The organism is Paracoccus sp. TD-10, assembly GCF_048270675.1.
GTDB lineage: Bacteria > Pseudomonadota > Alphaproteobacteria > Rhodobacterales > Rhodobacteraceae > Paracoccus > Paracoccus pantotrophus.
The window spans coordinates 1255063-1278421 of the sequence record NZ_CP182419.1 but is presented as its reverse complement, the minus strand read 5'-3'; the positions used below and the strand labels follow the sequence as shown (position 1 = coordinate 1278421).

Below are 23359 nucleotides of genomic sequence, written 5' to 3'. Positions count from 1 at the left end.
ACCAGGCGTTCGCCTAGACGATGCGGGAAGCTCTTATTACGGCGAAAAAACGGTTACGGTGTTCGGTAGAGCTGCAGCTAGGGCGTGTTGACAAAAGGGATTCACCGGGCGCGGTGATCGTGATTCAAGCTGGTATCTGCAATGGAGACCAGCGTGGCACGAAACCTGATGTCGAACGACGAGTGGGCGTTCTTTGAACGCTTCATCCTGGCTGTCCGTTCTCCGAACGGCCGCAAGCCCACGAACCATCGGCTTGTTCTGGATGGGATTTTCTGGATCGCCCGAACGGGGTCGCCCTGGCGCGACCTGCCGGAAGAGTTCGGCAAATGGTCGTCTGTCTATCGGCAGTTCCGGCGCTGGACGTTGGCGGGGCTGTGGGAACAGATCCTGGAGGCGCTGAACGAGAGCCGGATCGTGCCGGATGCGCTGCAGATGATCGACAGCACCGTGGTTCGCGCTCATCATCAGGCAGCGGGCGCAAAAGGGGGACTCCGCGCCAAGGTTTCGGCCGCTCGCGAGGTGGCTTCACGACCAAGATCCATCTGCGGGTCAATGCGGCAGGCCTGCCCATGAGAACCGAGATCACGGCCGGGCAGACATCGGACTACCTCGGCTTCGATCTGGTCATGGCTGACAACCTGCCCGAGCCAAGCGTTCTGCTCGCAGACCGCGGCTACGACTCCGACAACATCCGCAAGACCATGGAGGTGCGCGACGTGGTGCCGGTCATCCCCATGCGCAAAACCCGGAAGCTACGGGTCGCCGTTGACCGCAGGCTCTACCGCCTGCGCAATCTCGTTGAGCGGTGCTTCAACAAGCTCAAGAATGCCCGTCGCGTCGCCACCCGCTACGACAAGACCGCCGAAAGCTTCCTGGGCTTCATCGACATCACGTCGATCCGCCTCTGGCTCCGCCATTTGTCAACATGACCTACGCTGGTGCCATGTTTACGATTAAGGTCGCTGGTGGCCTATATCTGCTTTATTTGGCGTGGAAATCCGCACGATCAGCGTTGGCAAGTCATGCCAGTCAAGTGGCTTCCGTCCCATGTGCAGGCAATTGGGCGCTCTATCGTAAGGGTGTGTTGCTTCACCTCTCCAACCCAAAGGCTGTCCTGGGATGGATAGCGATCATGTCCTTGGGGGTGCGTCCTGATGCTCCCTCTCACACCATCCTGATCATGATGGGGGGCTGCGCAATCATGGCTATTGCAGTCAATGTCGGCTATGCTATCGCGTTCTCAACCCGCATCATGGGGTGCGCCTATCAACACTCGCGCCGGTGGATCGAGGGAGTGCTTGCCGCGATCTTCGGGGTTGCGGGCATCCGTATGCTTCTCTCAAGGCCGTAACGGCATCTTCCCGTGCAACGGCAGGAATGTCCGCATGGCGACAAAGCGATCCCAGCCTTGCCGCTCGTAACGATCCTCTACGCGCGCGACCCGGTCAGGATCACCATCGCCCCCAGCACGCAAAGCCCGCCGCCGAGCAGATCCCAGCGCGTCGGCACCTGGCCTTCGGTCAGCCAAAGCCAGCCCAGCGAGGCCGTGACATAGATCCCGCCATAGGCCGCATAGGCGCGGCCGGCGAAATCCGCATCCACCCGCGTCAGGAGCCAGGCGAAAACTGCCAGCGAGACCATCCCCGGAATCAGCCAGAGGGGCGATTTGCCAAGCCGCAGCCAGGCCCAGAAGGCGAAGCAGCCGGCGATCTCGGCCAGCGCCGCCAGGACATAGATCGCCAGCGGTGCGGCCAGGATCACACGTCCAGTTCCTCGGTATCGGCGAACTGGGCATTCTCCTGGATGAACTGGAAGCGCAGCTCGGGCTTCTTGCCCATCAGCCGCTCGACCAGGTCGCCGGTTTCGCCGCCCTCTTCCTCGTCGATCGAGACGCGGATCAGCTTGCGCGTCCTGGGGTTCATCGTGGTGTCCTTCAAGTCCTTGGCGTCCATCTCGCCCAGGCCCTTGAAGCGTTGCACGTCGATCTTGCCCTTGCCGCCCAGGCCCTTGGCCAGCATCGCCTCCTTCTCGGCATCGTCGGCGACATAGACGCGATGGGCGCCCTGCGTCAGCCGGTAAAGCGGCGGGCAGGCCAGGTAGAGATGCCCCTTGTCGATCAGCGGCCGCATCTGCGTGAAGAAGAAGGTCATCAGCAGCGACGCGATATGGGCGCCGTCGACATCGGCATCGGTCATGATGATGATCTTGTCATAGCGCAGGTCGTCGATGTTGAAGCGCGAGCCCATGCCGACGCCCAGCGCCTGGCAGAGATCGGCGATCTCCTGGTTCGAGCCCAGCTTGGACGAGGCCGCACCCAGCACGTTCAGGATCTTGCCGCGCAGGGGCAAAAGCGCCTGGGTGGTGCGCTCGCGCGCCATCTTGGCACTGCCGCCCGCCGAATCGCCCTCGACGATGAAAAGCTCGGTGCCCTCGCGATTGGTGGCCGAGCAATCGACCAGCTTGCCGGGCAGGCGCAGCTTCTTGGTGGCCGACTTCCGGGCGGTTTCCTTTTCCTGCCGGCGCCGCAGCCGCTCCTCGGCGCGCAGCACCAGGAAGTCCAGGATGGCGCCGGCCGATTTCGTATCCGCCGCCAGCCAGTTGTCGAAATGGTCGCGCACCGCGCCCTCGACCAGCCGCTGCGCCTCGGTGGTGGCCAGGCGGTCCTTGGTCTGGCCGACGAATTCCGGCTCGCGGATGAAGCAGGAGACCAGCGCGCAGCCGCCGGCCAGCAGGTCGTCGCGGGTGATCTGCGCCGCCTTCTTGTTGCTGACCCGCTCGCCATAGGCGCGGATGCCGCGCAGGATCGCCGACCAGAAGCCGGCCTCATGCGTGCCGCCCTCGGGCGTGGGCACGGTATTGCAATAGGACTGGATGAAGCCGTCGCGCGACGGCGTCCAGTTGATCGCCCAATCGACCTTGCCGGGCGTGTTGAACTTTTCCTTGAAATCGACGCTGCCGGCAAAGGGGCGGTCAGCATAGGTCGAGGCCTTGCCCAGCACCTCGCCCAGGTAATCGGCCAGCCCGCCGGGAAAGTGGAAGGTGGCTTCCAGCGGCGTCTCGCCGTCGTCGATCTCGGATTTCCAGCGGATCTCGACGCCCGAGAACAGATAGGCCTTGGACTTGACCATGCGTAGCAGCCGCGCCGGCTTGAAGCGGTGATGGCCGAAGATCTGCTCGTCGGCGTGGAAGGTGACGGTGGTGCCGCGCCGGTTCGGGGCGGCGCCGACCTTCTCGACCGGGCCCAGCGGCAGGCCGCGCGAGAAACGCTGCTCGTAAAGCTCGCGGTTGCGGGCGACCTGCACCACCATGCTGTCGGAAAGCGCGTTGACCACCGAGGCACCGACGCCGTGCAAGCCGCCCGAGGTCTGATAGGCGTCGCCCGAGAACTTGCCGCCGGCATGCAGCGTGCACAGGATCACTTCCAGCGCCGATTTGCCGGGGAATTTCGGATGCGGGTCGATGGGAATGCCGCGGCCGTTGTCGCGGATCACCACGCTGAAATCGGCCAAGAGCTCGACCTCGATGCGGCTGGCATGGCCGGCGACTGCCTCGTCCATCGAGTTGTCGAGGATCTCGGCCACCAGGTGATGCAGCGCGCGCTCGTCGGTGCCGCCGATATACATGCCGGGTCGCTTGCGCACCGGCTCCAGCCCCTCGAGCACCTCGATCGAGGATGCCGAATAGCTGTCGGAAGCCTTATCCGCGGCGGGGAAGAGATCGTCGGCCATCGCACCTGCTCGTCTTGTTCTTCTGGGGCGGGGTTATCTCATGCCCGACGGGCCGGGGGCAAGGGAAAGTGGATCAGCCGCCGCCGACCGCAAGGGATGGAGCAATGCGACGATGCATTTGCGACGGTTTCATGAAAAAGCGCGGTTTTCTTGATCGAGGTCAAATCGCCTGCTCGCCGAGGGTGGCATATCCGACGCTGTTATCGAGTTGCAGCGTGGTCGGGGCGAATGGAAGGTCATCCGGTTTCTAGTGAGTCCCCGGCCACGCCGCCTGTTAACGGTTTCGCGGGGTCCGGCGCGGCAATGGCAGAGCCACCGCCCCCCCCCGCCTTTCACCCCTTCGCCTCCGTCCGAGGCCACGGGGCCGAAAAGCTTTCCCAGCCTCGACCCGGATGCGATCCGGTTGGCCTTCGAAAGCGGGCGCTATCCCTATCCGCGCCGGATGGGGCGCGTCGCCTATGAGCGGGAAAAGGCCCGGTTGCAGGCCGAACTGCTGAAGGTGCAGATCTGGGCGCAGGAGACGGGGCAGAAATTCGTCATCCTGTTCGAGGGCCGCGATGCCGCCGGCAAGGGCGGCACGATCAAGCGGTTCATGGAGCATCTGAACCCGCGTTTCGCGCGGGTGGTGGCGCTGAACAAGCCCTCGGAGATCGAGCGCGGGCAATGGTTCTTTCAGCGCTACATCCAACACCTGCCGACCGCGGGCGAGATGGTGTTCTATGACCGCAGCTGGTACAACCGCGCCGGGGTCGAACGGGTCATGGGCTTCTGCTCGCCAGTGGAATACCTGGAGTTCATGCGCCAGGCCCCCGAATTCGAGCGCATGCTGGTTCGTTCGGGCATCCGGCTTTACAAATACTGGTTCTCGGTCACCCGCGACGAGCAGCGGGCGCGCTTCCAGGCGCGCGAGACCGATCCGCTGAAACGCTGGAAGCTCTCGCCCATCGACCTGGCCAGCCTCGACAAATGGGAGGACTACACCGAGGCGAAGGAGGCGATGTTCTTCTATACCGACACCGCCGATGCGCCCTGGACCATCGTCAAGTCGAACGACAAGAAACGCGCGCGGCTGAACTGCATGCGGCATTTCCTGTCGACGCTGGACTATCCCGACAAGGATCCGGCCATCGCGACGGCGCCCGACCCGCTGATCGTCGGCCATGCCAGCCATGTGATCCATTCGGCCGAACACATCCTGGGCTCCTCGCTGCATCCCGACAACCGACGGGCAATGCAGGTGATGGATCCGGTTCCGGGATGAACGCCTGCGGGCGGGCCGGCGATTTGCGCCGGCCGTCGGCAATCCGTCAATCGGCAAGGCTTGGAATGAATTTCCGCGATCCTGGCCAGGGCCTTGCGCAAGCGGCGCAAGGAAGCCGGCAGCGTGGCCGGTTGCAGTGTTCCCAGCGCGGTCCGGCCGCCGGGTTCGGTCCGGCTCCGGCGATCCTGCCGCGGGCCGGAAAAGCCATGTGTCCGATGTCGTATCGAATCGCGCGATCCGCGCCGGGCGGCGCGGGCCTGCCGATGCCTTTCGCACCCGGTCACCGGGCGCGAGAGGCTGCCCCCGCTGTCGGGAGTTGCCGAAAGGGCGGCCGGGACACATCCTGCGCTCGGACAGGCGGGACCGCCCCCCCCAGCCTGCCGGCCTGGATGATTTTGCCCTATCCAGGGCGCGGCGCGGATGCCGGCCTGCGATCGCTTATTCGGGTTCTGCCAGCCGCTCTTGCCACATCTTGCGAAAGGCGGGACGGGCCTGGCAATCGTCAAGCCAGGCCGCGACGGCCGGGAATTGCTCCATCAGCGGCCCATAGCCCTGGGCATAGCGCAGGATCTCGGCCAGGTTCAGGTCGGCCACGGTGAAGCGGCCGCCGACCAGGTGGCCATGCCGGGCGATGTGATCCTCCAGCACGCGCAAGGGCCGGACCAACCGCTCGGCGGCATGGGCGACCGTGGCCTGGGCCGCGCCGGGCTGGGCCTGGCCCTTGCCGTGGTTGAACAGGATGGCCAGCGCGTCCTGCTCGATGGCGGTGGCGGCGTAGAAGCTCCATTGCAGCATCAGCGCATCCTCGAGGGCATCGGCGGGGCCGAAGGGCTGGCCGTATTTGCGCGCCAGGTGCAGCGTGCAGGCCAGCGATTCCGACAGCACCAGGTCGCCGTCCTGGATCACCGGGATGGCGCCGGCGGGCGAAAGCTTCAGGAAATCCGGCGAATGCGTGTTCAGCGGCGCGTCCGGTGCGTCGGGGTCGGGCAGGCGATAGGCCTGGATCACCGGCACCTGCTTGAAGGGCAGGCCCAGTTCGTGACACAGCCAGATGATGCGCGATGCGCGCGAGCGGGTGACGCCGTAGACGGTCAGCATGGGCCTCTCCTTGATGCGCGGGCAGCTTAGGCGGGTTCAGAGCATCTGGGCAAGATAGCGCATCATGTTGCCGCCCATCACCTTGGCAATCTGCTGGTCGCTCAGGCCCGCATCCAGCAGCGCCTGGGTCAGCGCAGCCAGATGGGCGGCGTCGAAGGGCGCATCGACCGAGCCGTCGTAATCCGAGCCGAGCGAGACATGGTCCTCCCCCACAAGCGCGATGGCGGCCTGGATGCTGCCGGCGATGTCGGCCGGGGTCTTGCCGCAGACCACGTCGGCCCAATAACCGATGCCGATCAGCCCGCCCTTGTCGGCGATGGCCCTCAGCAGCGCGTCATCGAGGTTGCGCGGGCTGGGGCAATGGCCGTGGATGCCGGTATGGGACAGGATCGGCCGGGTGCCGGGGATGGCCAGCACGTCGCGCACCATCTGCGGGCTGGCATGGGCCAGGTCGATGATCATGCGCTTGGCCATCATCTCCTCGACCACTTGCCGGCCGAAGGGGCTGAGCCCGGCGCCGCTGCCGCCTTCGCCATGCAGGCTGCCGCCCAACTCGTTGTCGAAGAAATGCGTCAGGCCCAGCAGGCGGAAGCCGGCACCGTAAAGCACCTGGAGATTGCCGATCTGTCCCTCCAGCGGATGTGCCCCTTCTGCGCCCAGGATGGCGCCCACCGTCTGCGCGCCGTTCTGCCGTGCTTCCAGCAGGGTCTGCAAATCCTCGGCCGAGCGGATCAGCATGAGCTGGTCCGGCGCGCGTTGGGCGGCGTGGCGCAGGGCGGCGGCCTGGACCAGCGCGCGCTCCTTGAGGCTGAACCAGCTGGGCAGGGGGCGCAGCTGGCCGATGAAGAGCGGGGTGATATTGTCCGGCGCCTCGGCCGAGTTGCGGCCATAGTTCTGGCCGCGCGGGCTCTTGGTGACGGTGGTAAAGACCTGCACCGCGACATTGCCCTGCACCAGCCGGGGGATGTCGGTATGGCCGCGCTCGGCATGCCTGAGCAGGTCGCGGTCCCAAAGCAGCGCGTCCGAATGCCAGTCCCCGATCACCAGTCTCTGATGCAATGCCTCGGCCTGGGGCGAGACCGGCCAGCCTTCGGCCGGCATGGTCACGGGGTTCAGCCGCCGCTCGACGAATCCCGGTCCCCAGATCGCCACCACGGCGGCGGCCAGAACCGCGAGCACCGAAAGCCAAAGGATGATGCGTCGGATCATGCGGATCATGCCGCCCCCTTTCCGGTTTCCCGGCAGCATAGGACAGGCCCATGCCGCAGGCGACGGAAAACTGCCCTGGCCAAGGCCGGGAGGAAGCGGGGGCTCTGCCCCCATCCCTCCGGGATTCCCCCGGGATATTTTGACAAGGAAGAACGGCGGAAGAAGCCCTGCTGTTCTTTCTTGTCCAAATATCCTCTGGGGGTCCGGGGGGCGAAGCGCCCCCGGCGCCGCGAGGGTTCAGTCCTCCATGGCCTCGAGCTCCTCGATGAAGCCCTCGATCATCGACAGGCCCTTGTCCCAGAAGGCGGGATCGGACGCATCAAGGCCGAAGGGCGCCAGAAGCTCCTTGTGGTGGCGCGAACCGCCGGCCGCCAGCATGTCGAAATATTTTGCCTGGAAATCGGGCAGCCCGTCCTCATAGGCGGCATAAAGCGCATTCACCAGCCCGTCGCCGAAGGCATAGGCATAGACGTAGAAGGGCGAATGCACGAAATGCGGCACATAGGTCCAGAAGGTCTCGTAGCCTGGCATGAATTCGAAGGCGTCGCCCAGCGATTCCGCCTGCACCGACATCCAGAGCGCGTTGATGTCCTCGGGGGTCAACTCGCCCTTGGCGCGGGCGGCGTGCAGCTTGCATTCGAAATCGTAGAAGGCGATCTGGCGCACCACCGTGTTGATCATGTCCTCGACCTTGCCGGCCAGCAACGCCTTGCGCTGCGCCTTGTCGGCAGTTTTTGCCAAGAGCGCGCGGAAGGTCAGCATCTCGCCGAAGACGCTGGCCGTTTCGGCCAGGGTCAGCGGCGTCGCGGCCAGCAATTCGCCCTGCGCCGCTGCCAGCCGCTGGTGCACGCCATGGCCCAGTTCATGCGCCAGCGTCATCACGTCGCGCGGCTTGCCCAGGTAGTTCAGCAGCACATAGGGATGCACCGTCGTCACGGTCGGATGGGCGAAGGCGCCCGGCGCCTTGCCGGGCTTCACCGCCGCGTCGATCCAGCCCTTGTCGAAGAAGGGCTGCGCCAGTTCCGCCAGCCTCGGCGAGAAGCCGGCATAGGCGTCCAGCACCGTCGCCTGCGCCTCGGCCCAGGGGATCAGGCGCGGGCTTTCGCTGGGCAGCGGCGCGTTGCGGTCCCAGACCTGCAGCTTGTCGAGGCCGAGCCAGCGGGCCTTGAGCCGGTAGTAGCGATGCGACAGGCGCGGATAGGCGGCGGTGACGGCGTCGCGCAGCGCCTCGACCACTTCGGGCTCGACATGGTTCGACAGGTGGCGCGCGGTCTGCGGCGTCGGCATCTTGCGCCACTTGTCCTCGATGGCCTTTTCCTTGGCCAGTGTGTTGTGGATGCGGGAGAAGAGCTTGACGTTCCGGCCGAAGACCTCGGCCAGGGCGCGGGCACCGGCCTCGCGCCGGGCGCGGTCGTGGTCGGTCAGCAGGTTCAGCGTGGCCTCCAGCCCCAGTTCCTCGCCCGCGACGTCGAAGGTCAGGCCGGCCGTGGTCTCGTCGAAGAGCCGGTTCCAGGCGGCGGCGCCGACCACGGAATTGTCGTGCAGGAAGCGTTCCAGCTCGTTCGAGAGCTGGTAGGGGCGCATGGCGCGCATGCGGTCGAAGACCGGCTTGTAGCGGGCGGGACCGTTCGGGGCTGCGAAGATTTCCTCGTAGCGCGCGTCGGGGATGCGGTTGAACTCCAGGCTGAAGAATACGAGCTTGGTCGTTGCCGCGGTGATGCGGTCCTGAAGGTCGCCCATCTGCTTGGCGCGGGCCGAATCGGTGGTGTTCTGGTAATAGCGCAGCCCGGCATAGGACATGACCCGCCCGGCCAGGATGTCGATCTCCTGGTAGCGTTCGATGCATTCCAGCATCTTGCCGGCGTCGAGCGAGGCCAGCTTGCCGTCGTAGTCGCGGGCGAAGATGCAGCAGGCCCGCTCGACCGCCTCGATGTCGCGGGCCAGTTCCGGCGAATCGGGTGCGGGATAGAGATCGCCCAGTTCCCATTCCGGCAACGCGCCCAGATCGGGGGTTTGGGCCGGGACAGGCAAGGCATTCTCGTCTCGCGGCAGGACGCGGTCCAGGGGGCTGCGGGCAGAAATCGTCATGATCGCTCCTTTCGTGTGCTCAACATGTGACCTCTGAACCGTCTGGCTGCAAGCCATGCGATGTGCCGGGGCAGGGGCGTCGGCCCGATTCAAGGCGCGATTCAGGGCGTGGTGGCGGCGCCGAAATGGGCGATGGCGGCGTCCAGGAAGCGGCTGCGGACCGGGTCGCGCTCCATCATCGGCTCGTGCCGGCAATCGGCCAGTTCCAGCAGCCGGGCGCCGGGCCAGGCGGCGGCGCGGCTGCGGATGGCCTGGGCCGAGACGACCCGCTCGCAATCCCCCAGCACGATCAGCGCCGGCAGCGCGGGCGGGGGCAGCGCGGCCAGGCGCCGGCATTCCAGCAGCGCCGCGCGCAGCCAGTCGTTGCTGGCGCCGCCGACCGAGATGTCGGGCCAGGCCGCGGCCTCGGCCACCAGCCGGCCCCAGCGCCGGCCGTCATGGGTCAGCAGGTTGTCGTGGAACGGATCCAGCAGCACGAAGCTGTCCTCGCCCCCGGTGCGCGGCGCGGGATGGCCGCCGCGGCCAAGCCGGCTCAGCGTGCCGGCCAGCGCCAGCGCCAGCGCCTCGGGCACGCGGCGCAGGTTGATGCCCCACATCGGCGCCGAGAACACCACGCTTTGCACCGGCAGGCCCGCACCAAGCGCGGCAAGGCCGATGGTGCCGCCCATGGAATGCGCCAGCAGGTGCCAGGGCCGCGGCAGGTCCAGTTCCTGCGCCGCGACCACCAGTTCGACCACGTCGCGCTGGTAATCGGCGAAATCGCCGATATGGCCGGGCCGGGCATTGTCCTGCAACCGGTCGGACATGCCCTGTCCGCGCCAGTCCAGCGCCAGCACGTCCAGCCCGGCGGCGTTCAGCTCGGCCGCGACCTCGGCATATTTCTCCAGGTATTCGGTGCGGCCCGGAAACAGCAGCACCGTTCCCGAGGCGCCGCCCGCCGGCCAATGCGCCGCCCGCAGGCGCACCCCGTCCTCGGCCCGCAGCCAGAAGGCGCGGGCCGTGGGCAGCGGATCGCCGGGCAAGGTGTTGAAGGGCGCCGGCCTCATCGCTCAGGACAGCAGCGCGCCCAGCTTCATCGCCGTGCCCATCGAGCCGTCGACCCGCAGCTTGCCGGTCATGAAGGCGGTGGTCGGGTTCACGTCGCCCGACAGCAGGCCCTCGAAGGTCTCGCGGCTGGCGGTCAGCGTCACCTCGGCCTCGTCATCGGCGGCGCGGGCGCCGTCGGCGTCGATATAGACCGATCCCTCGCCCTCGATGACGAATTTGGCGGTGCCGTCGAAGCCCTTGGCCTTTTCGTCCAGAGCGGCCACGGCTGCCTCGACCACTTTGCTCATTCTCGATCTCCTGTTCTCGTGTCTGGAATTAGACGATGGGGAAAGTTACATGGGGAATATGCTTTTGCCAGTCCCCCATTTCCATCATGCCGTCGCGGCAGCACTTTTCCTGGGGCTGGCGGGGGCCGGGGCCGGCCATGCGCGGCAGGACGGCGCCGCCGCGCCCGATGCGATGCCGGTGCAGGATCTGCCGCTGCCAGAGGATCCGCCGCAAGCCGAAAGCGATGCGCTGCCCGAAAGCCCGCTTTCCGAACCCGCCGCCGCCTCCGAGCCGACCGCCGAGGCGCGGCTGCGCGAGCGCGAAGACCTGGACCTGCTGTTCGCCGAGCTGGCCCAGCCGGGCGGCGAGACCTGGGCGCGGGCCGAGACCGACATCCTGCGCATCTGGTCGCGTTCCGGCTCGGCGGCGATGGACCTGCTCTACAAGCGGGGCGAGGCGGCGCTGGACGCGGGCGATACCGTCACCGCCATCGGCCACCTGACCGCGCTGACCGATCATGCGCCGGATTTCGCGGCCGGCTGGTATCTGCGCTCGGTCGCCTTCTATCTGGACGGCGATTTCGGCCCGGCCATCGCCGACCTGGGGCAGGTGCTGCGGCTGGAGCCGCGCCATTTCGGCGCCCTGACCCAGCTCGGCACCATCCTCGAGGAACTGGGCGACGACCGGGACGCGCTGGTGGCCTTTCGCCGGAGCCTGAAGATCCATCCCCATCAACAGGAGGCGCAGGATGCCGTCCAGCGCCTCGAACGCAAACTGCAGGGCACCGACGCCTGATGAATGACAGATCGCGGGTCACGGCCGTCCTTGGCCCGACCAATACCGGCAAGACGCATTACGCCATCGACCGGATGCTGGCGCATCGCACCGGGGTCATCGGCCTGCCGCTGCGGCTGCTGGCGCGCGAGGTCTATGACCGCATCGTCAAGGCGCGCGGCCCCTCGGTCGTGGCGCTGGTCACGGGCGAGGAGCGGATCGTGCCCGAGCGCGTGCAATACTGGGTCGCCACCACCGAGGCCATGCCCGAGGTCGGGGCCGATTTCGTCGCCATCGACGAAATCCAGCTTTGCGCCGACCCGGAACGCGGCCATGTCTTCACCGACCGGCTGCTGAACATGCGCGGCCTGCATGAAACCCTGCTGCTGGGCAGCGACACCATGCGCCCGGCCATCGCCGCCTTGGTGCCGCAGGCGCAGTTCATGCGGCGCGAGCGATTCTCGACGCTTTCCTGGGCCGGTTCGAAGAAGATCAGCCGCATGCCGCCGCGTTCGGCCATCGTCTGCTTCTCGGTCGAGGAGGTCTATGCCACGGCCGAGCTGATCCGTCGCCAGAAGGGCGGCTGCGCCGTGGTCATGGGGGCGCTGAGCCCGCGCACCCGCAATGCCCAGGTCGCCATGTATCAGCAGGGCGAGGTCGATTACCTGGTCGCCACCGACGCCATCGGCATGGGGCTGAACCTCGACATCCGCCACATCGCCTTTTCCGCCACCGAGAAATTCGACGGCCGCCGCTATCGGCCGCTGTTTCCGCACGAGCTGGGCCAGATCGCCGGCCGCGCCGGGCGGCATACCGAGCCGGGCACATTCGGCGTCACCGGCGATGCGAGCCCCCTGGACGAGGGGCTGGTCGAGGCGATCGAGAACCACCGCTTCCAGCCGATCAGCCGGCTGATGTGGCGCAATGCCGCGCTGGAATTCGGCACGGTCGAGCGGCTGCTGCAAGGACTGGAGACGCAGCCGCAATCGGAATGGCTGGCGCGCGGGCGCGAGGCGGACGACATCCGCGCGCTCAAGGCGCTGTCGGCGATGCCCGAGATCCGCGACCAGGTGACGCATCCGCGCGAGGTGCGGCTGCTCTGGGACGTCTGCCGGATCCCGGATTTCCGCTCGATCTCGGCGGCCGAGCATTCGACGCTGCTGGCGCGGATCTTCGGCTTTCTGCGCGAAGGCAAGCTGCCCGGCGACTGGCTGGAGGGGCAGATCCGCCGCATTGACCGGATTCAGGGCGACATCGACACATTGTCGAAACGATTGGCATATATACGCACCTGGACCTATGTTGCCCAACGATCCGGCTGGGTGTCGGACGAAAGTCATTGGCGTGCCGAGACGCGCGCGGTAGAAGATCGGTTGTCGGACGCGTTGCACGCGGCTCTGACGCAAAGATTCGTGGACCGGCGCACGTCCGTGCTGCTGCGCCGGCTCAAGCAGAAGGAGAGCCTTTTGGCCGAGGTGAATGACAAGGGCGAAGTGACGGTCGAGGGCGAGTTCGCCGGCCGTCTGGAAGGCTTCCGCTTCCACGCCGATCCGAGCGCAACCGGGGACGAGGCGCGGATGCTGCAACGCGCCGCCTATGAGGCGCTGCGCCCCGAGTTCCATCTGCGCGCCGACCGCTTCTACAACGCGCCGGATACCGAGTTGGACTTCACCGAACAGGGCGGCCTGATGTGGGGCGCCTCGGCGGTGGGCAAGCTGGTCAAGGGCGCCGAGGCGCTGAAGCCCGGCGTCGAGGCCTTCGTCGATGAGGAGGCGGGCCCCGAGATCGCCGAGAAGGTGCGCCGCCGGCTGCAGCATTTCATCGACCGCAAGATCGCCACCCTGTTCGAGCCGCTCTTGGCGCTGAAAAACGACGAGACGCTGGCCGGGCTGGCCCGCGGCTTCGCCTTCCGCCTGGTCGAGGCGCTGGGCGTGCTGCCGCGCGAGGGCGTCGCCGCCGAGGTCAAGGAACTGGACCAGGATGCGCGCGGCCTCTTGCGCAAGCATGGCGTGCGCTTCGGCCAGTTCACCATCTTCCAGCCGGCGCTGCTGAAGCCGGCGCCGACCCGGCTGCGGCTGGTGCTTTGGGGGCTGGACCAGGGCCTGTCGGAATTTCCCGAAAGCCCGCCCCCCGGCCTGGTGACGATCCCGAACCTGCCCGACGTGCCCAAGGGCTATTACACGCTCTCGGGCTATCACCCGGCGGGTGAACGCGCGATCCGCATCGACATGCTGGAACGGCTGGCCGACATGCTGCGCGGCCAGGACAGCCGTGGCGGCTTCGAGGCGACGCCGGACATGCTGTCGATCACCGGCATGACGCTGGAACAATTCGCCGGGCTGATGCAGGGCCTGGGTTATCGCGCCGAAAAGGGCGAGAGACCCAAGGTCCGCGTCGAAACGGCTCCTGCCGCGGCGCCGGCGCCGGAGGAGGCCGATCACGAGCATCCGCTGACCGAGGAAGAAAGCGTGCTTGCCGCCGAAACCCGCGCCAAATGGGAGGCCGAGCAGGCCGCTCGCAAGGCCGCCGAGGCGGAGGCTCAGGCCGAAGCCGGGGATCCGGCCGGGGCAGGGGACGAAGCCGGCGAACCGGCGCCCGAGACCGAGGTGTTCTATACCTTCACCTGGGCGCCGCGCCCCCGCGGCGGCCATCGCCGGCCCGAGCGCGGCGAGCGCCAGGGTCAGGGCCAGGGGCGTCCGCAAGGCGAACGTGGCCCGCGCCGCGAGCGCGAGGCCGGACAGGAGAACCGGCGCGAGGGCAAGCCCTTCGAAGGCAAGCCGCGTGGTGAACGCGGCGACCGACCCGAACGCGGGCCGAAGGGCAAACCCAAGGGCAAGCCGCGCCATGACGGTCCCAAGAGCTTCGAGGCCCGCCCGCCGCGGGCCGAGAAACAGGCCGACCCGGACAGCCCCTTCGCCGTTCTCGCCGCGCTCAAGAACAAGACGTGATCGGGGAAGGCGGCGAAAGCATCAGGCTCGACCGCTGGCTGCATCACGCGCGGCTGTTCAAGACCCGCACCCTGGCCGCCGATGCGATCGGCGCCGGGGGCATCCGGCTGAACGGCCAGCCTTGCAGCAAGCCGGCGCAGGCGGTGCGGGGCGGCGATACCGTCACCGTTTCGGCCCATGGCCGGGTGCGGGTGCTGCGGATCCTGCTTCTGGGCGCGCGGCGCGGCCCGGCCAGCGAGGCGGCGACGCTTTACGAGGAACTCTAGGCAAGGCGGGGCAAAGAACCGGGTTCCGGTCCGCGCCCCTGCGACAGAACGCCATCCCATCCCGGACGGGGCTCGGCCATATCCTCGTCTTTTCGCCGGCGGTGGCCTTGATTGATGGCGGCGGCGGGCGTAACTAGCCGATCAGGAAACAGGAATATCTCGCCATGACCTATGTCGTCACTGAAAACTGCATCATGTGCAAATACACCGACTGCGTCGAGGTGTGCCCCGTGGACTGTTTTTATGAAGGCGAGAACACGCTGGTCATCCATCCCGACGAATGCATCGACTGCGGCGTCTGCGAACCGGAATGCCCGGCTGACGCGATTCGCCCCGATACCGAGCCCGACATGGAGACATGGGTCGAGTTCAACCGCAAATATGCCGAATCCTGGCCGGTGATCACGCGCAAGAAGGATCCGATGCCCGGCTATCAGGAGATGGACGGCATGCCCGGCAAGCTGGAGAAATATTTCTCGGAAGCGCCCGGTGAAGGGGATTGAGACCTCCGGTTCCGCTGGTGGTCCCCGATCTTGTTTGAAATGCTAACGACTGTGCCTGCCGCGCATCATGTCCCGTCTCATATGTGGGATTTGACTGCCGCATCGCTGGCGGGCCGGGGGCGCGGCCGCTAGATCGTGTCCGTGGCGAGGGCGTCGATTCGCCCTGACCATGCATCGGCTCTGTTCGGTGAGGCGTTTTCCTGGTGTTGAGTTTAAACGATTTTCTTTCGCCAAACGGGGCCGGTGCCGCCTTTCAGGGAACCTTTGAACCGGCGCGATTTTTGTGCTATGGTGCAGCCATCTCGCGCCGGTCGGGCTGCTTTTGTGGCCTGGCCGGCGTTGCTGCCTGTCCTGATCGACTGCCCGGTCAGAAGTGCAAGAACAACAATGTTGGCCCGTAAGGGGGGGATCGTCCCTCCTTGGGGGTTTTTGTGTCGCGCGGCGGCGCAACTGCGAAGGATGCCCAATGTCGAAAGCCAAGAAGACCGAATTTCGCCCCGATGACTTTGTCGTCTATCCCACGCATGGCGTGGGCCGCATCGTGTCGATCGAAGAGCAGGAGGTGGCGGGGCTGCGCCTCGAGATGTTCGTGATCTCGTTCGAGAAGGACAAAATGACCCTGCGCGTGCCCACCGCCCGCGCGACCGAGATCGGCATGCGCGGCCTCTCGACCCCGGACCTGGTCGAGCGGGCGCTGGACACGCTGAAGGGCAAGGCCCGCGTCAAGCGGGCGATGTGGTCGCGCCGCGCCCAGGAATATGAGCAGAAGATCAATTCGGGCGATCTGATGTCGATCGCCGAGGTGGTGCGCGACCTGCATCGCACCGACGACCAGCGCGAACAGTCCTATTCCGAGCGCCAGCTTTACGAGGCCGCGCTGGACCGCCTGACCCGCGAGGTCGCCGCCGTTTCCGGCATGGACGAGGCCGGCGCCCAGAAGAAGGTCGAGACCGTGCTGACCGCCCGCGCCGCCTGAAGGACGGCCCGCCGGGATGATCGGGGCGCCCGCGGGGGCGCCCCTTTTCATGCCGGGATGCGGGTCCGCGCCGAGGCTGCCTGCCGCCCCGGAGCCGAGGCGGAGCCCCGCGGGACAGCACCGCCGGGCATCAGACGCGGATGAGGCCGAACACCAGCGAAATCGAGACGAATGCAAGCCAGACCGAGGCGACGCGCTGGACGCCCTGCAGCCGTTCCCGGCCGCCGTTTCCCGCCTGCGCCAGGATCCCGGCGCAGCCCCAGGCCAGGGCCGCGCCGATCACCATCAGGCAGAACATCCCCAGCCGCGTCGCGAAAGCCGGATCCTGCGGCGCGGGCAGCAGGACAAGGCCAAGGATCAGCGCCTTGGGGTTCAGGACGGTGGTCACATAGATCCGCCGGGCGCCGATGTCCCGGCTTTCTCCATCGCTGCCCGGCGCCCGCCACAGGGCCGTCGCCAGAACCATGATCCAGCCGGCCGCCGCCAGTTTCAGCCCGACCGCCAGGGCCGGCATCTGTTCAAGCAGCCCCGCGCCCAGGAAGGCCAGCGGCAGGATGGCGGTCAGGTAGCCTGCCAGCTCTGCCGGCAGCAGGCGCGCGACGCGGGCCAGGCCACGCTGCGCCCCCGCGATTCCCATCAACGTATTCGTCGGCCCCGGCGCCAGCAGCAGCGCCAGAACCGTCGAAACGAATGCAGCCGTGGTCATGTTGGATGCCTGTCCTTTCAATGCTGCCCGCGCCCTATCACGGCGCTTGCCCCCATGAATTGATCTGGGTCACGGGCGCAAGCCAAGGATCCGGTCTCGGCCCCTTTTTCGCCGCTGCCGCCGCGCCGAGGGAGGCGACCCGGCCGGGCCGCCGTCCCCGGTCTCCTCTCAGCCCAGGGCGGCCAGGATGCGCGCCCAGCTGCGCGCGCCCCTGGCAAAGCTGTCGAGGTCGTATTTCTCGTTCGGGGAATGGATGCGGTCGTCGTCGCGGGCAAAGCCGATCAGCATGGAGTCCATGCCCAGGATCTCCTTGAAATCCCCGGCGATGGGGATCGAGCCGCCGGCGCCGATATAGGCGGCCTCGCGGCCCCATTCCTGGCTCAGCGCCGCCTTGGCCGCGGCGAAGGCCGGGTCCGAGATGTCCATGCGGCTGGCCGGGCTTGCTCCATGGCCATGGAACTCGACGGTGCAATCCTCGGGCACATGGGCGCGGACATGGGCGCGGAAGGTCTCGCGGATGCGGTCGGGATCCTGGGTGCCGGTCAGGCGGAAGCTGACCTTGGCGCGGGCCTCGGCCGGCAGGACGGTCTTGAAACCCTCGCTGGTATAGCCGCCGGTGATGCCGTTGATCTCGAAGGTGGGGCGGTTCCAGACCATCTCCAGCCCGGTGCGGCCCGTCTCGCCGACCGGATGCTTCAGCCCGACGCGCGCCAGGAACTCGGCCGGGTCGAAGCCGAGCGCGTCCCAGTCGGCGCGCAGTTCCGGGGACAGTTCCTCGACGCCCTCGTAGAAGCCGGGCAGGGTGACGCGGCCGCTGGCGTCCTTGACCGTCGCAAGCGCGTTGACAAGGATCTGGACCGGGTTCGCCGCCAGCCCGCCGAAGCTGCCGGAATGCAGGTCGCGGTCCGCGGCGCGGATCACGATCTCCTCGCCGCAAAGCCCGCGCAGCTGGGTGGTGATGGCCGGGCGGCCGTCGGCATAAAGCCCGGTGTCGCAGATCATGGCGATGCCGGCGCGCAATTCCCCGGCATTCTCGCGCAGGAAGGGGCGCAGGCTGGGCGAGCCGGATTCCTCCTCGCCCTCGAACAGCAGCACCAGGTCCGAGGGCAGGCTGCCATGCACGGCCTTCCAGGCCCGGAACGCCTCGATGAAGGTCATCAGCTGGCCCTTGTCGTCCGAGGCGCCGCGGCCGCGGATCACCCTGCCCTGGGGCGTATGCTCGATGCGGGGCTCGAAGGGGGGATGGTGCCACAGTTCCAGCGGATCGACCGGCTGCACGTCGTAATGGCCATAGAACAGCAAGGGCCGCCGCGTGCCCTTGGGCGAATGCGCGACCACCATCGGATGGCCGGGCGTGTCGCGCAACGCGGCCTGGAAGCCCAGCGAGGTCAGTTCGGCGCAAAGCCACTCCGCCGCCCGCCGCACCTCGGCCGCATAGGCCGGGTCGGTCGAGACCGAGGGAATGCGAAGAAATTCCATCAGCCGGTCGAGCGCCTGGGGCAGCCCCGCGTCCAGCGTTGAAAGTACTTCGCCGATTCTGGAATTGTCCGTCATCCTTCGCCTTTCCTGATTGATTTTATCAGAGAAAATGCCTGTCATCTTGGTATGGGTGCGACATTTTTACGCTGTATTTTCTCTGGCTTGATGCGTATCAAGGTATGACCCGCGGGATCGCAGCATGATCCCCCAAGCGAGCAAGTTCAAGCAAGGCAAGGGATCCGTGATGGACTATTCAGCCGCCCTCGATCAGGCCATCGGCAAGCTGCACGAAGAGGGTCGTTATCGCACCTTCATCGACATCGAGCGCCGCAAGGGGGCCTATCCGCAGGCGGTCTGGACCCGTCCCGACGGGACCGAGACCCAGATCACCGTATGGTGCGGGAACGACTACCTGGGCATGGGCCAGCATCCGGTGGTGCTGGCGGCGATGCACGAGGCGCTGGATGCCACGGGGGCGGGTTCCGGCGGCACGCGCAACATCTCGGGCACCACCGTCTATCACAAGCGCCTGGAAGGGGAACTGGCCGATCTGCACGGGAAAGAGGCCGCGCTGGTCTTTTCCAGCGCCTATACCGCCAATGACGCGACGCTCTCGACCCTGCGCAAGCTGTTTCCCGGCCTCATCATCTATTCGGACGAGCTGAACCACGCCTCGATGATCGAGGGGATCAAGCGTTTCGATGGCGCCAAGCGCATCTTCCGCCACAACGACGTGGCGCATCTGCGCGAGCTGCTGGAGGCCGACGATCCCGAGGCGCCCAAGCTGATCGCCTTCGAGTCGATCTATTCCATGGATGGCGATTTCGGCCCCATCGCCGCGATCTGCGACCTCGCGGACGAGTTCAACGCCCTGACCTATCTGGACGAGGTCCATGCCGTCGGCATGTATGGCCCCCGCGGCGGCGGCGTGGCCGAGCGCGACGGGCTGAGCCATCGCATTGACATCTTCAACGGCACGCTGGGAAAGGCTTTCGGCGTCTTCGGCGGTTATATTGCCGCCTCGGCCAAGATGGTGGACGCGATCCGCTCCTATGCGCCGGGCTTCATCTTCACCACTTCGCTGCCGCCGGCGGTGGCGGCGGGCGCCGCGGCCTCGATCGCCTTCCTCAAGACGGCCGAGGGGCAGTTGCTGCGCGACCAGCAGCAGCTGAACGCCCGCATCCTGAAGATGCGGCTGCGCGGGCTGGGCATGCCGATCATGGACCATGGCAGCCATATCGTGCCGGTGCATGTCGGCAACCCGGTGCATTGCAAGGCGCTGTCCGACATGCTGCTGGCCGATTTCGGCATCTATGTGCAGCCGATCAACTTCCCGACCGTGCCGCGCGGCACGGAACGGCTGCGCTTCACGCCCTCGCCGGTGCATGACCCCAAGCAGATCGACCACCTGGTGAAGGCCATGGACAGCCTCTGGTCGCAGTGCAAACTGAACCGTTCAACTTCGGCTGCCTGAGACGGTTTCGGGGTGAAGACCTCTCGCGCCCGTGATAACCTTGCTTTAATCAAGTTCTGAGAGTCTTCCGATTCGCGGGGACGAGCAGCAAAGTATGGGGCAGGCGCAATGATCGGGCTAAGGGGGAACCCCCCGTCCAATGGCCATGAGGAGCCGGCGGCCTTGCCGCCCGGTTTCGACGATCCTGACATTCGTCTCGGAGATCTGATGCGGGGCGAACGGGCCACGCTGGGCAAGTCGCTGCTGGATGTCCAGCGCGAATTGCGCATTCGCGCCTCCTATGTCGCCGCCATCGAGAATTGCGACATTTCCGCCTTCGACACGCCGAGCTTCATCGCCGGCTACGTGCGTTCTTATGCCCGCTATCTCGGCATGGATGCCGATTGGACCTTCCGCCGCTTCTGCCAGGAATCGGGTTTCCAGCCCACGCATGGCATGGCCCCCGCCGCCGCCGGGCCGAAGCCGCAGCGCCGCCCCTCGGACCCGGCCGAGGCGCTGGCCAATCCGCATCCGATCTTCCTGCCCCGGCAGGAAAGCATCTGGAGCTCGATCGAGCCGCGGGCCATCGGCTCGCTGCTGGTCATGGTCGTGCTGGCCTGCGGGTTGGGCTATGGCGGCTGGGCCGTGCTGCAAGAGGTGCAGAAGGTCAACCTGACCCCCGGCGAGCAGGCGCCCGGCGTGATCGCCGCGCTGGACCCGGTGCAGGAGGCGGCCGAGCCCGAAACCGTCGAATCGGCCCAGGTCAACCTGCCGCGCCCCGAGGGGCTGGACCGTACCTACCGGCCGCAGGCGCTGGAACTGCCCGTGCTGGTCGCCCGCGACGGGCCCATCGCCGCCATCGACCCGCGGCTGAACACCTCCACGCCCAAGCCGGAAGGCGCCGTGCCTGCGACCCGCAGCGCCGCGGTCCACGACCGGGTCTATGGCCCGCAGATGCCGCCCGAACAGGCGGCTGTGCGCACCGTTGCCCCCGATGCGCCCGAGATCGAGATCCTTGCCGCCCGTCCCGCCTGGGTGCGCGTCACCTCGGCCGACGGTACGGTGCTGCTGGAAAAGACCATGGACGCGGGCGAGCGTTTCGCCCTGCCCAAGCTCGAGGCGCCGCCGGTGCTGCGCGCCGGTAATTCCGGCGCGGTCTATTTCGCGGTCAACGGCCGCACCTACGGCCCGGCCGCACCCGGCGCCAAGGTGGTCAAGAATGTCGAGCTTTCGCCGACGGCGCTGACGGCGCAATATGCCTTTGCCGATCTCAGCAAGGATCCGCAGCTGGCCGAAATGGTCGCCCTGGCATCGGCCGAGCCGCCGGAACAGGCCCCCGCGCAGGATTGACCGGGCGCCGGGTCATGGCCGCCGGAGCATGAATCCGGGGTCACGGATGCGGCATCGCGCGCCTGACCGGGACCGGATGGCTTGCCCGTCTGGCCGGATCGGCCTATTTCTGACGGGTGAAGCCGCCCCTGGCGCAGGAAAAGGCACCAGCCATGTCGCATAATCCGATCCGCCCCTGGCGCAATATCGACCGGCGCAAGTCGCGCCGGATCATGGTCGGCAACGTGCCGGTCGGGGGCGACGCGCCGATCAGCGTGCAGACCATGACCAATACCGACACCTCGGACGTGCGCGCGACGCTGGACCAGATCATCCGCGCCGCCGACGTCGGCGCCGACATCGTCCGCGTCTCGACCCCCGACGAAGCCTCGACCCGCGCCCTGCGCGAGATCTGCCGCGAAAGCCCGGTGCCGATCGTGGCCGATATCCATTTCCACTACCGCCGCGCCATCGAGGCCGCCGAGGCCGGCGCCGCCTGCCTGCGCATCAATCCCGGCAATATCGGCGACGCTGCCCGCGTGCGCGAGGTGATCAAGGCCGCCCGCGACCATGGCTGCTCGATCCGCATCGGCGTGAATGCCGGCAGCCTGGAACGGCACCTGCTGGAAAAATACGGCGAGCCCTGCCCGGATGCGATGGTGGAATCCGGCCTCGACCACATCAGGATCCTGCAGGACAACGATTTCCACGAATTCAAGATCAGCGTGAAGGCCAGCGATGTCTTCCTCGCCGCCGCCGCCTATCAGCAGCTGGCCGAGGCGACCGACGCGCCGATCCACCTGGGCATCACCGAGGCGGGCGGGCTGGTGTCGGGCACGGTGAAATCCGCCATCGGCCTGGGCAACCTTCTGTGGATGGGCATCGGCGACACCATCCGGGTCAGCCTCTCGGCCGATCCGGTCGAGGAGGTCAAGGTCGGGTTCGAGATCCTGAAATCCCTGGGCCTGCGCACCCGTGGCGTGCAGATCATCTCCTGCCCCAGCTGCGCGCGCCAGGGCTTCGACGTGATCAGGACGGTCGAGACCCTGGAAAAGCGCCTCGAACATATCAAGACGCCGATGAGCCTGTCGATCATCGGCTGCGTGGTGAACGGGCCGGGCGAGGCGCTGATGACCGATATCGGCTTCACCGGCGGCGGCGCGGGTTCCGGCATGGTCTATCTGGCCGGCAAGCAGGACCACAAGATGACCAACGAGCAGATGGTCGACCATATCGTCGAACTGGTCGAGAAACGCGCCGCCGAACTCGAGGCCGCGCAAGCCGCCGCCGAATAGGCGAAAGGGCGGCCCTCGCGAGCCGCCCCGTGCTTCTTCGTTCCTCAAATACCCATTCCGCCCGCGCAACCCGCCCAGGCGGCGCAGCCTCAGCCCTCGGCCTTGGCCGCGCGTGCGCGGGCAATCGCGCCCTCCAGCCCCTCGGTGGGCATGCCGCGCAGCATCTCGCCGCCGATGATGAAGGTGGGGGTGCCCATGATCCGCATCTGCTCGGCCAGCTGGTGGTTCTTGCGCAGCACGGCCGAGACCTCCTCGGTGTTCATCCGGTTCAGCACCGCCTGGCTGTCCAGCTCCAGGTCTCCGGCCAGCTTGGTCAGGCTTTCCAGGTTCACCGGCCCGCGCGATTCCATCAGCGCGTCATGCGCCTGCTTGTAGGCATCGGGCCCCGCCTTCTGCTGCACCGCGACGGCAAAGCGCGCGGCCATGTCGCTTTCCTGGGTCAGGATCGGGAATTCCTTGACGATCCAGCGGATGTTGCCATCGGCCGAGATCAGCTTTTCCACGTCCGGGCTGACCCGCTTGCAGACGCCGCAGCGGTAATCGACGAACTCGACCAGGGTCACGTCGCCCTCGGGATTGCCGCCGACCCAGCTGTGGCCGTCGTCGAAGATCGCCGTGCGATTGTTCTCGACCAGCAGTTCGTCGTTCCTGGCCTCGTCGGCAAGGCGGCGTTCCTCCAGCACGTTGATCGATTCGATCAGCACGTCCGGATTGGCCATCAGGTAGTCGCGCACCGCCTCGCCGAAGGCGGCCTTCTCGGCCTCGGTCATATTGGCCGGGTCGAAGGCCAGGGCGGGCAGGGCGGTGGCGCTGATCAGCGCGGCGGTCACAAGGGCTTTCATGGAACAATCCTCTCCGGTTCCCGGCAACTTGACCGCTTGCGCGCGGTGTTGCAAGCGGCCGGCCGGGGCATCACGCGGGCTTGACCGGGC

Annotated in this window: 21 protein-coding genes; 11 read left to right on the top strand and 10 right to left on the bottom strand. The window is 67.0% G+C overall.

The genetic code is table 11. The annotated features are described in order from the left end of the window. The first annotated feature begins 141 nt into the window (after positions 1–141). Positions 142–929, top strand: a protein-coding gene (locus tag ACNKFW_RS17280; RefSeq protein WP_088238952.1) for an IS5-like element ISPme2 family transposase whose coding sequence is annotated in 2 segments (ribosomal slippage) — positions 142–478 and positions 478–929 — 789 coding nt in all. Because the reading frame shifts where the segments join, the coding sequence is not laid out codon by codon here. Further along, positions 926–1351, top strand: coding sequence for a LysE family translocator (locus ACNKFW_RS17275; RefSeq protein WP_418025100.1), 426 nt, complete (start codon positions 926–928; stop codon positions 1349–1351). The genes ACNKFW_RS17280 and ACNKFW_RS17275 overlap by 4 nt, the downstream gene beginning before the upstream one ends. Positions 1352–1428: 77 nt before the next feature. Here ACNKFW_RS17275 and ACNKFW_RS17270 read toward each other — a convergent pair whose 3' ends face one another. Next, positions 1429–1761, bottom strand: coding sequence for a YnfA family protein (locus ACNKFW_RS17270; RefSeq protein WP_147428808.1), 333 nt, complete (start codon positions 1759–1761; stop codon positions 1429–1431). Next, the gene (gene parE / locus ACNKFW_RS17265) at positions 1758–3728 is read right to left on the bottom strand and encodes a DNA topoisomerase IV subunit B (protein ID WP_024843233.1); all 1971 of its coding nucleotides are present in this window, start codon (positions 3726–3728) and stop codon (positions 1758–1760) included. The genes ACNKFW_RS17270 and parE overlap by 4 nt, the downstream gene beginning before the upstream one ends. Positions 3729–3999: 271 nt before the next feature. Here parE and ppk2 point away from each other — a divergent pair, with 271 nt between their 5' ends. Beyond that, positions 4000–4989: a polyphosphate kinase 2 gene (gene ppk2, locus ACNKFW_RS17260; protein WP_407672803.1), complete on the top strand. Its 990-nt coding sequence runs from the start codon at positions 4000–4002 to the stop codon at positions 4987–4989. Between the two features lie 438 nt (positions 4990–5427). On the opposite strand, the gene ACNKFW_RS17255 is transcribed toward ppk2, so the two are convergent. The 5 genes from ACNKFW_RS17255 to ACNKFW_RS17235 all read right to left on the bottom strand — a co-directional run bounded on the left by ACNKFW_RS17255 (position 5428) and on the right by ACNKFW_RS17235 (position 10718). Then, on the bottom strand, positions 5428–6087 hold the full coding sequence (locus tag ACNKFW_RS17255; protein ID WP_024845179.1) for a glutathione S-transferase family protein: 660 nt from the start codon (positions 6085–6087) through the stop codon (positions 5428–5430). A gap of 36 nt (positions 6088–6123) precedes the next feature. After that, positions 6124–7305: a dipeptidase gene (locus ACNKFW_RS17250; RefSeq protein WP_024845180.1), complete on the bottom strand. Its 1182-nt coding sequence runs from the start codon at positions 7303–7305 to the stop codon at positions 6124–6126. A gap of 228 nt (positions 7306–7533) precedes the next feature. Beyond that, entirely contained in the window at positions 7534–9384 is a 1851-nt protein-coding gene (locus ACNKFW_RS17245; RefSeq protein WP_024845181.1) for a M3 family oligoendopeptidase, read from the bottom strand. Positions 9385–9485: 101 nt separating this feature from the next. Beyond that, the gene (locus ACNKFW_RS17240; RefSeq protein WP_147428809.1) at positions 9486–10430 is read right to left on the bottom strand and encodes an alpha/beta fold hydrolase; all 945 of its coding nucleotides are present in this window, start codon (positions 10428–10430) and stop codon (positions 9486–9488) included. Between the two features lie 3 nt (positions 10431–10433). Further along, positions 10434–10718: an SCP2 sterol-binding domain-containing protein gene (locus ACNKFW_RS17235; protein ID WP_024845183.1), complete on the bottom strand. Its 285-nt coding sequence runs from the start codon at positions 10716–10718 to the stop codon at positions 10434–10436. A gap of 49 nt (positions 10719–10767) precedes the next feature. Between ACNKFW_RS17235 and ACNKFW_RS17230 the strand changes: the two genes are divergently transcribed. The 5 genes from ACNKFW_RS17230 (at position 10768) to ACNKFW_RS17210 (ending at position 16165) form a co-directional block, all read left to right on the top strand. After that, positions 10768–11493: a tetratricopeptide repeat protein gene (locus ACNKFW_RS17230; protein WP_028709880.1), complete on the top strand. Its 726-nt coding sequence runs from the start codon at positions 10768–10770 to the stop codon at positions 11491–11493. After that, complete coding sequence (locus ACNKFW_RS17225; RefSeq protein ID WP_028709881.1) at positions 11493–14420, top strand: helicase-related protein; 2928 nt, start codon at positions 11493–11495, stop codon at positions 14418–14420. The genes ACNKFW_RS17230 and ACNKFW_RS17225 overlap by 1 nt, the downstream gene beginning before the upstream one ends. Beyond that, positions 14417–14686 (top strand): RNA-binding S4 domain-containing protein, encoded by a 270-nt coding sequence (locus ACNKFW_RS17220; RefSeq protein WP_024845186.1) that lies wholly within the window; start codon positions 14417–14419, stop codon positions 14684–14686. The genes ACNKFW_RS17225 and ACNKFW_RS17220 overlap by 4 nt, the downstream gene beginning before the upstream one ends. A gap of 164 nt (positions 14687–14850) precedes the next feature. After that, positions 14851–15189 (top strand): ferredoxin FdxA, encoded by a 339-nt coding sequence (gene fdxA / locus ACNKFW_RS17215; protein WP_024845187.1) that lies wholly within the window; start codon positions 14851–14853, stop codon positions 15187–15189. Positions 15190–15655: 466 nt separating this feature from the next. Next, the gene (locus ACNKFW_RS17210) at positions 15656–16165 is read left to right on the top strand and encodes a CarD family transcriptional regulator (protein WP_024845188.1); all 510 of its coding nucleotides are present in this window, start codon (positions 15656–15658) and stop codon (positions 16163–16165) included. A gap of 130 nt (positions 16166–16295) precedes the next feature. On the opposite strand, the gene ACNKFW_RS17205 is transcribed toward ACNKFW_RS17210, so the two are convergent. Beyond that, a complete protein-coding gene (locus ACNKFW_RS17205) occupies positions 16296–16871 on the bottom strand; it encodes a LysE family translocator (protein WP_147428810.1) in 576 nt (191 codons plus the stop codon). 168 nt (positions 16872–17039) lie between these two features. Further along, complete coding sequence (locus tag ACNKFW_RS17200) at positions 17040–18425, bottom strand: M20/M25/M40 family metallo-hydrolase (protein ID WP_147428811.1); 1386 nt, start codon at positions 18423–18425, stop codon at positions 17040–17042. Between the two features lie 169 nt (positions 18426–18594). On the opposite strand from ACNKFW_RS17200, the gene hemA reads away from it, so the two are divergent. From hemA to ispG, 3 genes are all read left to right on the top strand, one after another. After that, positions 18595–19824 carry a 5-aminolevulinate synthase gene (gene hemA / locus ACNKFW_RS17195; protein WP_024845191.1) on the top strand — a complete coding sequence of 410 codons (1230 nt, stop codon included), beginning with the start codon at positions 18595–18597 and terminating at the stop codon, positions 19822–19824. 108 nt (positions 19825–19932) lie between these two features. After that, on the top strand, positions 19933–21153 hold the full coding sequence (locus tag ACNKFW_RS17190; RefSeq protein ID WP_418025095.1) for a helix-turn-helix domain-containing protein: 1221 nt from the start codon (positions 19933–19935) through the stop codon (positions 21151–21153). Positions 21154–21305: 152 nt separating this feature from the next. Continuing rightward, positions 21306–22427, top strand: a complete 1122-nt coding sequence (ispG, locus tag ACNKFW_RS17185) for a flavodoxin-dependent (E)-4-hydroxy-3-methylbut-2-enyl-diphosphate synthase (RefSeq protein ID WP_024845193.1) — start codon at positions 21306–21308, stop codon at positions 22425–22427. 89 nt (positions 22428–22516) lie between these two features. Here ispG and ACNKFW_RS17180 read toward each other — a convergent pair whose 3' ends face one another. Beyond that, positions 22517–23269 (bottom strand): DsbA family protein, encoded by a 753-nt coding sequence (locus tag ACNKFW_RS17180; protein ID WP_418025093.1) that lies wholly within the window; start codon positions 23267–23269, stop codon positions 22517–22519. Positions 23270–23359: the final 90 nt, after the last annotated feature.

What these genes read in the sequence shown, in the direction of transcription:
- ACNKFW_RS17275 (WP_418025100.1), top strand. Translation starts at nt 926, where the DNA reads ATGACCTACGCTGGTGCCATGTTTACGATTAAGGTCGCTGGTGGCCTA.
- parE (WP_024843233.1), bottom strand. Translation starts at nt 3,728, where the DNA reads ATGGCCGACGATCTCTTCCCCGCCGCGGATAAGGCTTCCGACAGCTAT.
- ACNKFW_RS17255 (WP_024845179.1), bottom strand. Translation starts at nt 6,087, where the DNA reads ATGCTGACCGTCTACGGCGTCACCCGCTCGCGCGCATCGCGCATCATC.
- ACNKFW_RS17250 (WP_024845180.1), bottom strand. Translation starts at nt 7,305, where the DNA reads ATGATCCGCATGATCCGACGCATCATCCTTTGGCTTTCGGTGCTCGCG.
- ACNKFW_RS17245 (WP_024845181.1), bottom strand. Translation starts at nt 9,384, where the DNA reads ATGACGATTTCTGCCCGCAGCCCCCTGGACCGCGTCCTGCCGCGAGAC.
- ACNKFW_RS17240 (WP_147428809.1), bottom strand. Translation starts at nt 10,430, where the DNA reads ATGAGGCCGGCGCCCTTCAACACCTTGCCCGGCGATCCGCTGCCCACG.
- ACNKFW_RS17235 (WP_024845183.1), bottom strand. Translation starts at nt 10,718, where the DNA reads ATGAGCAAAGTGGTCGAGGCAGCCGTGGCCGCTCTGGACGAAAAGGCC.
- ACNKFW_RS17230 (WP_028709880.1), top strand. Translation starts at nt 10,768, where the DNA reads ATGGGGAATATGCTTTTGCCAGTCCCCCATTTCCATCATGCCGTCGCG.
- ACNKFW_RS17225 (WP_028709881.1), top strand. Translation starts at nt 11,493, where the DNA reads ATGAATGACAGATCGCGGGTCACGGCCGTCCTTGGCCCGACCAATACC.
- fdxA (WP_024845187.1), top strand. Translation starts at nt 14,851, where the DNA reads ATGACCTATGTCGTCACTGAAAACTGCATCATGTGCAAATACACCGAC.
- ACNKFW_RS17210 (WP_024845188.1), top strand. Translation starts at nt 15,656, where the DNA reads ATGTCGAAAGCCAAGAAGACCGAATTTCGCCCCGATGACTTTGTCGTC.
- ACNKFW_RS17205 (WP_147428810.1), bottom strand. Translation starts at nt 16,871, where the DNA reads ATGACCACGGCTGCATTCGTTTCGACGGTTCTGGCGCTGCTGCTGGCG.
- ACNKFW_RS17200 (WP_147428811.1), bottom strand. Translation starts at nt 18,425, where the DNA reads ATGACGGACAATTCCAGAATCGGCGAAGTACTTTCAACGCTGGACGCG.
- hemA (WP_024845191.1), top strand. Translation starts at nt 18,595, where the DNA reads ATGGACTATTCAGCCGCCCTCGATCAGGCCATCGGCAAGCTGCACGAA.
- ACNKFW_RS17190 (WP_418025095.1), top strand. Translation starts at nt 19,933, where the DNA reads ATGATCGGGCTAAGGGGGAACCCCCCGTCCAATGGCCATGAGGAGCCG.
- ispG (WP_024845193.1), top strand. Translation starts at nt 21,306, where the DNA reads ATGTCGCATAATCCGATCCGCCCCTGGCGCAATATCGACCGGCGCAAG.
- ACNKFW_RS17180 (WP_418025093.1), bottom strand. Translation starts at nt 23,269, where the DNA reads ATGAAAGCCCTTGTGACCGCCGCGCTGATCAGCGCCACCGCCCTGCCC.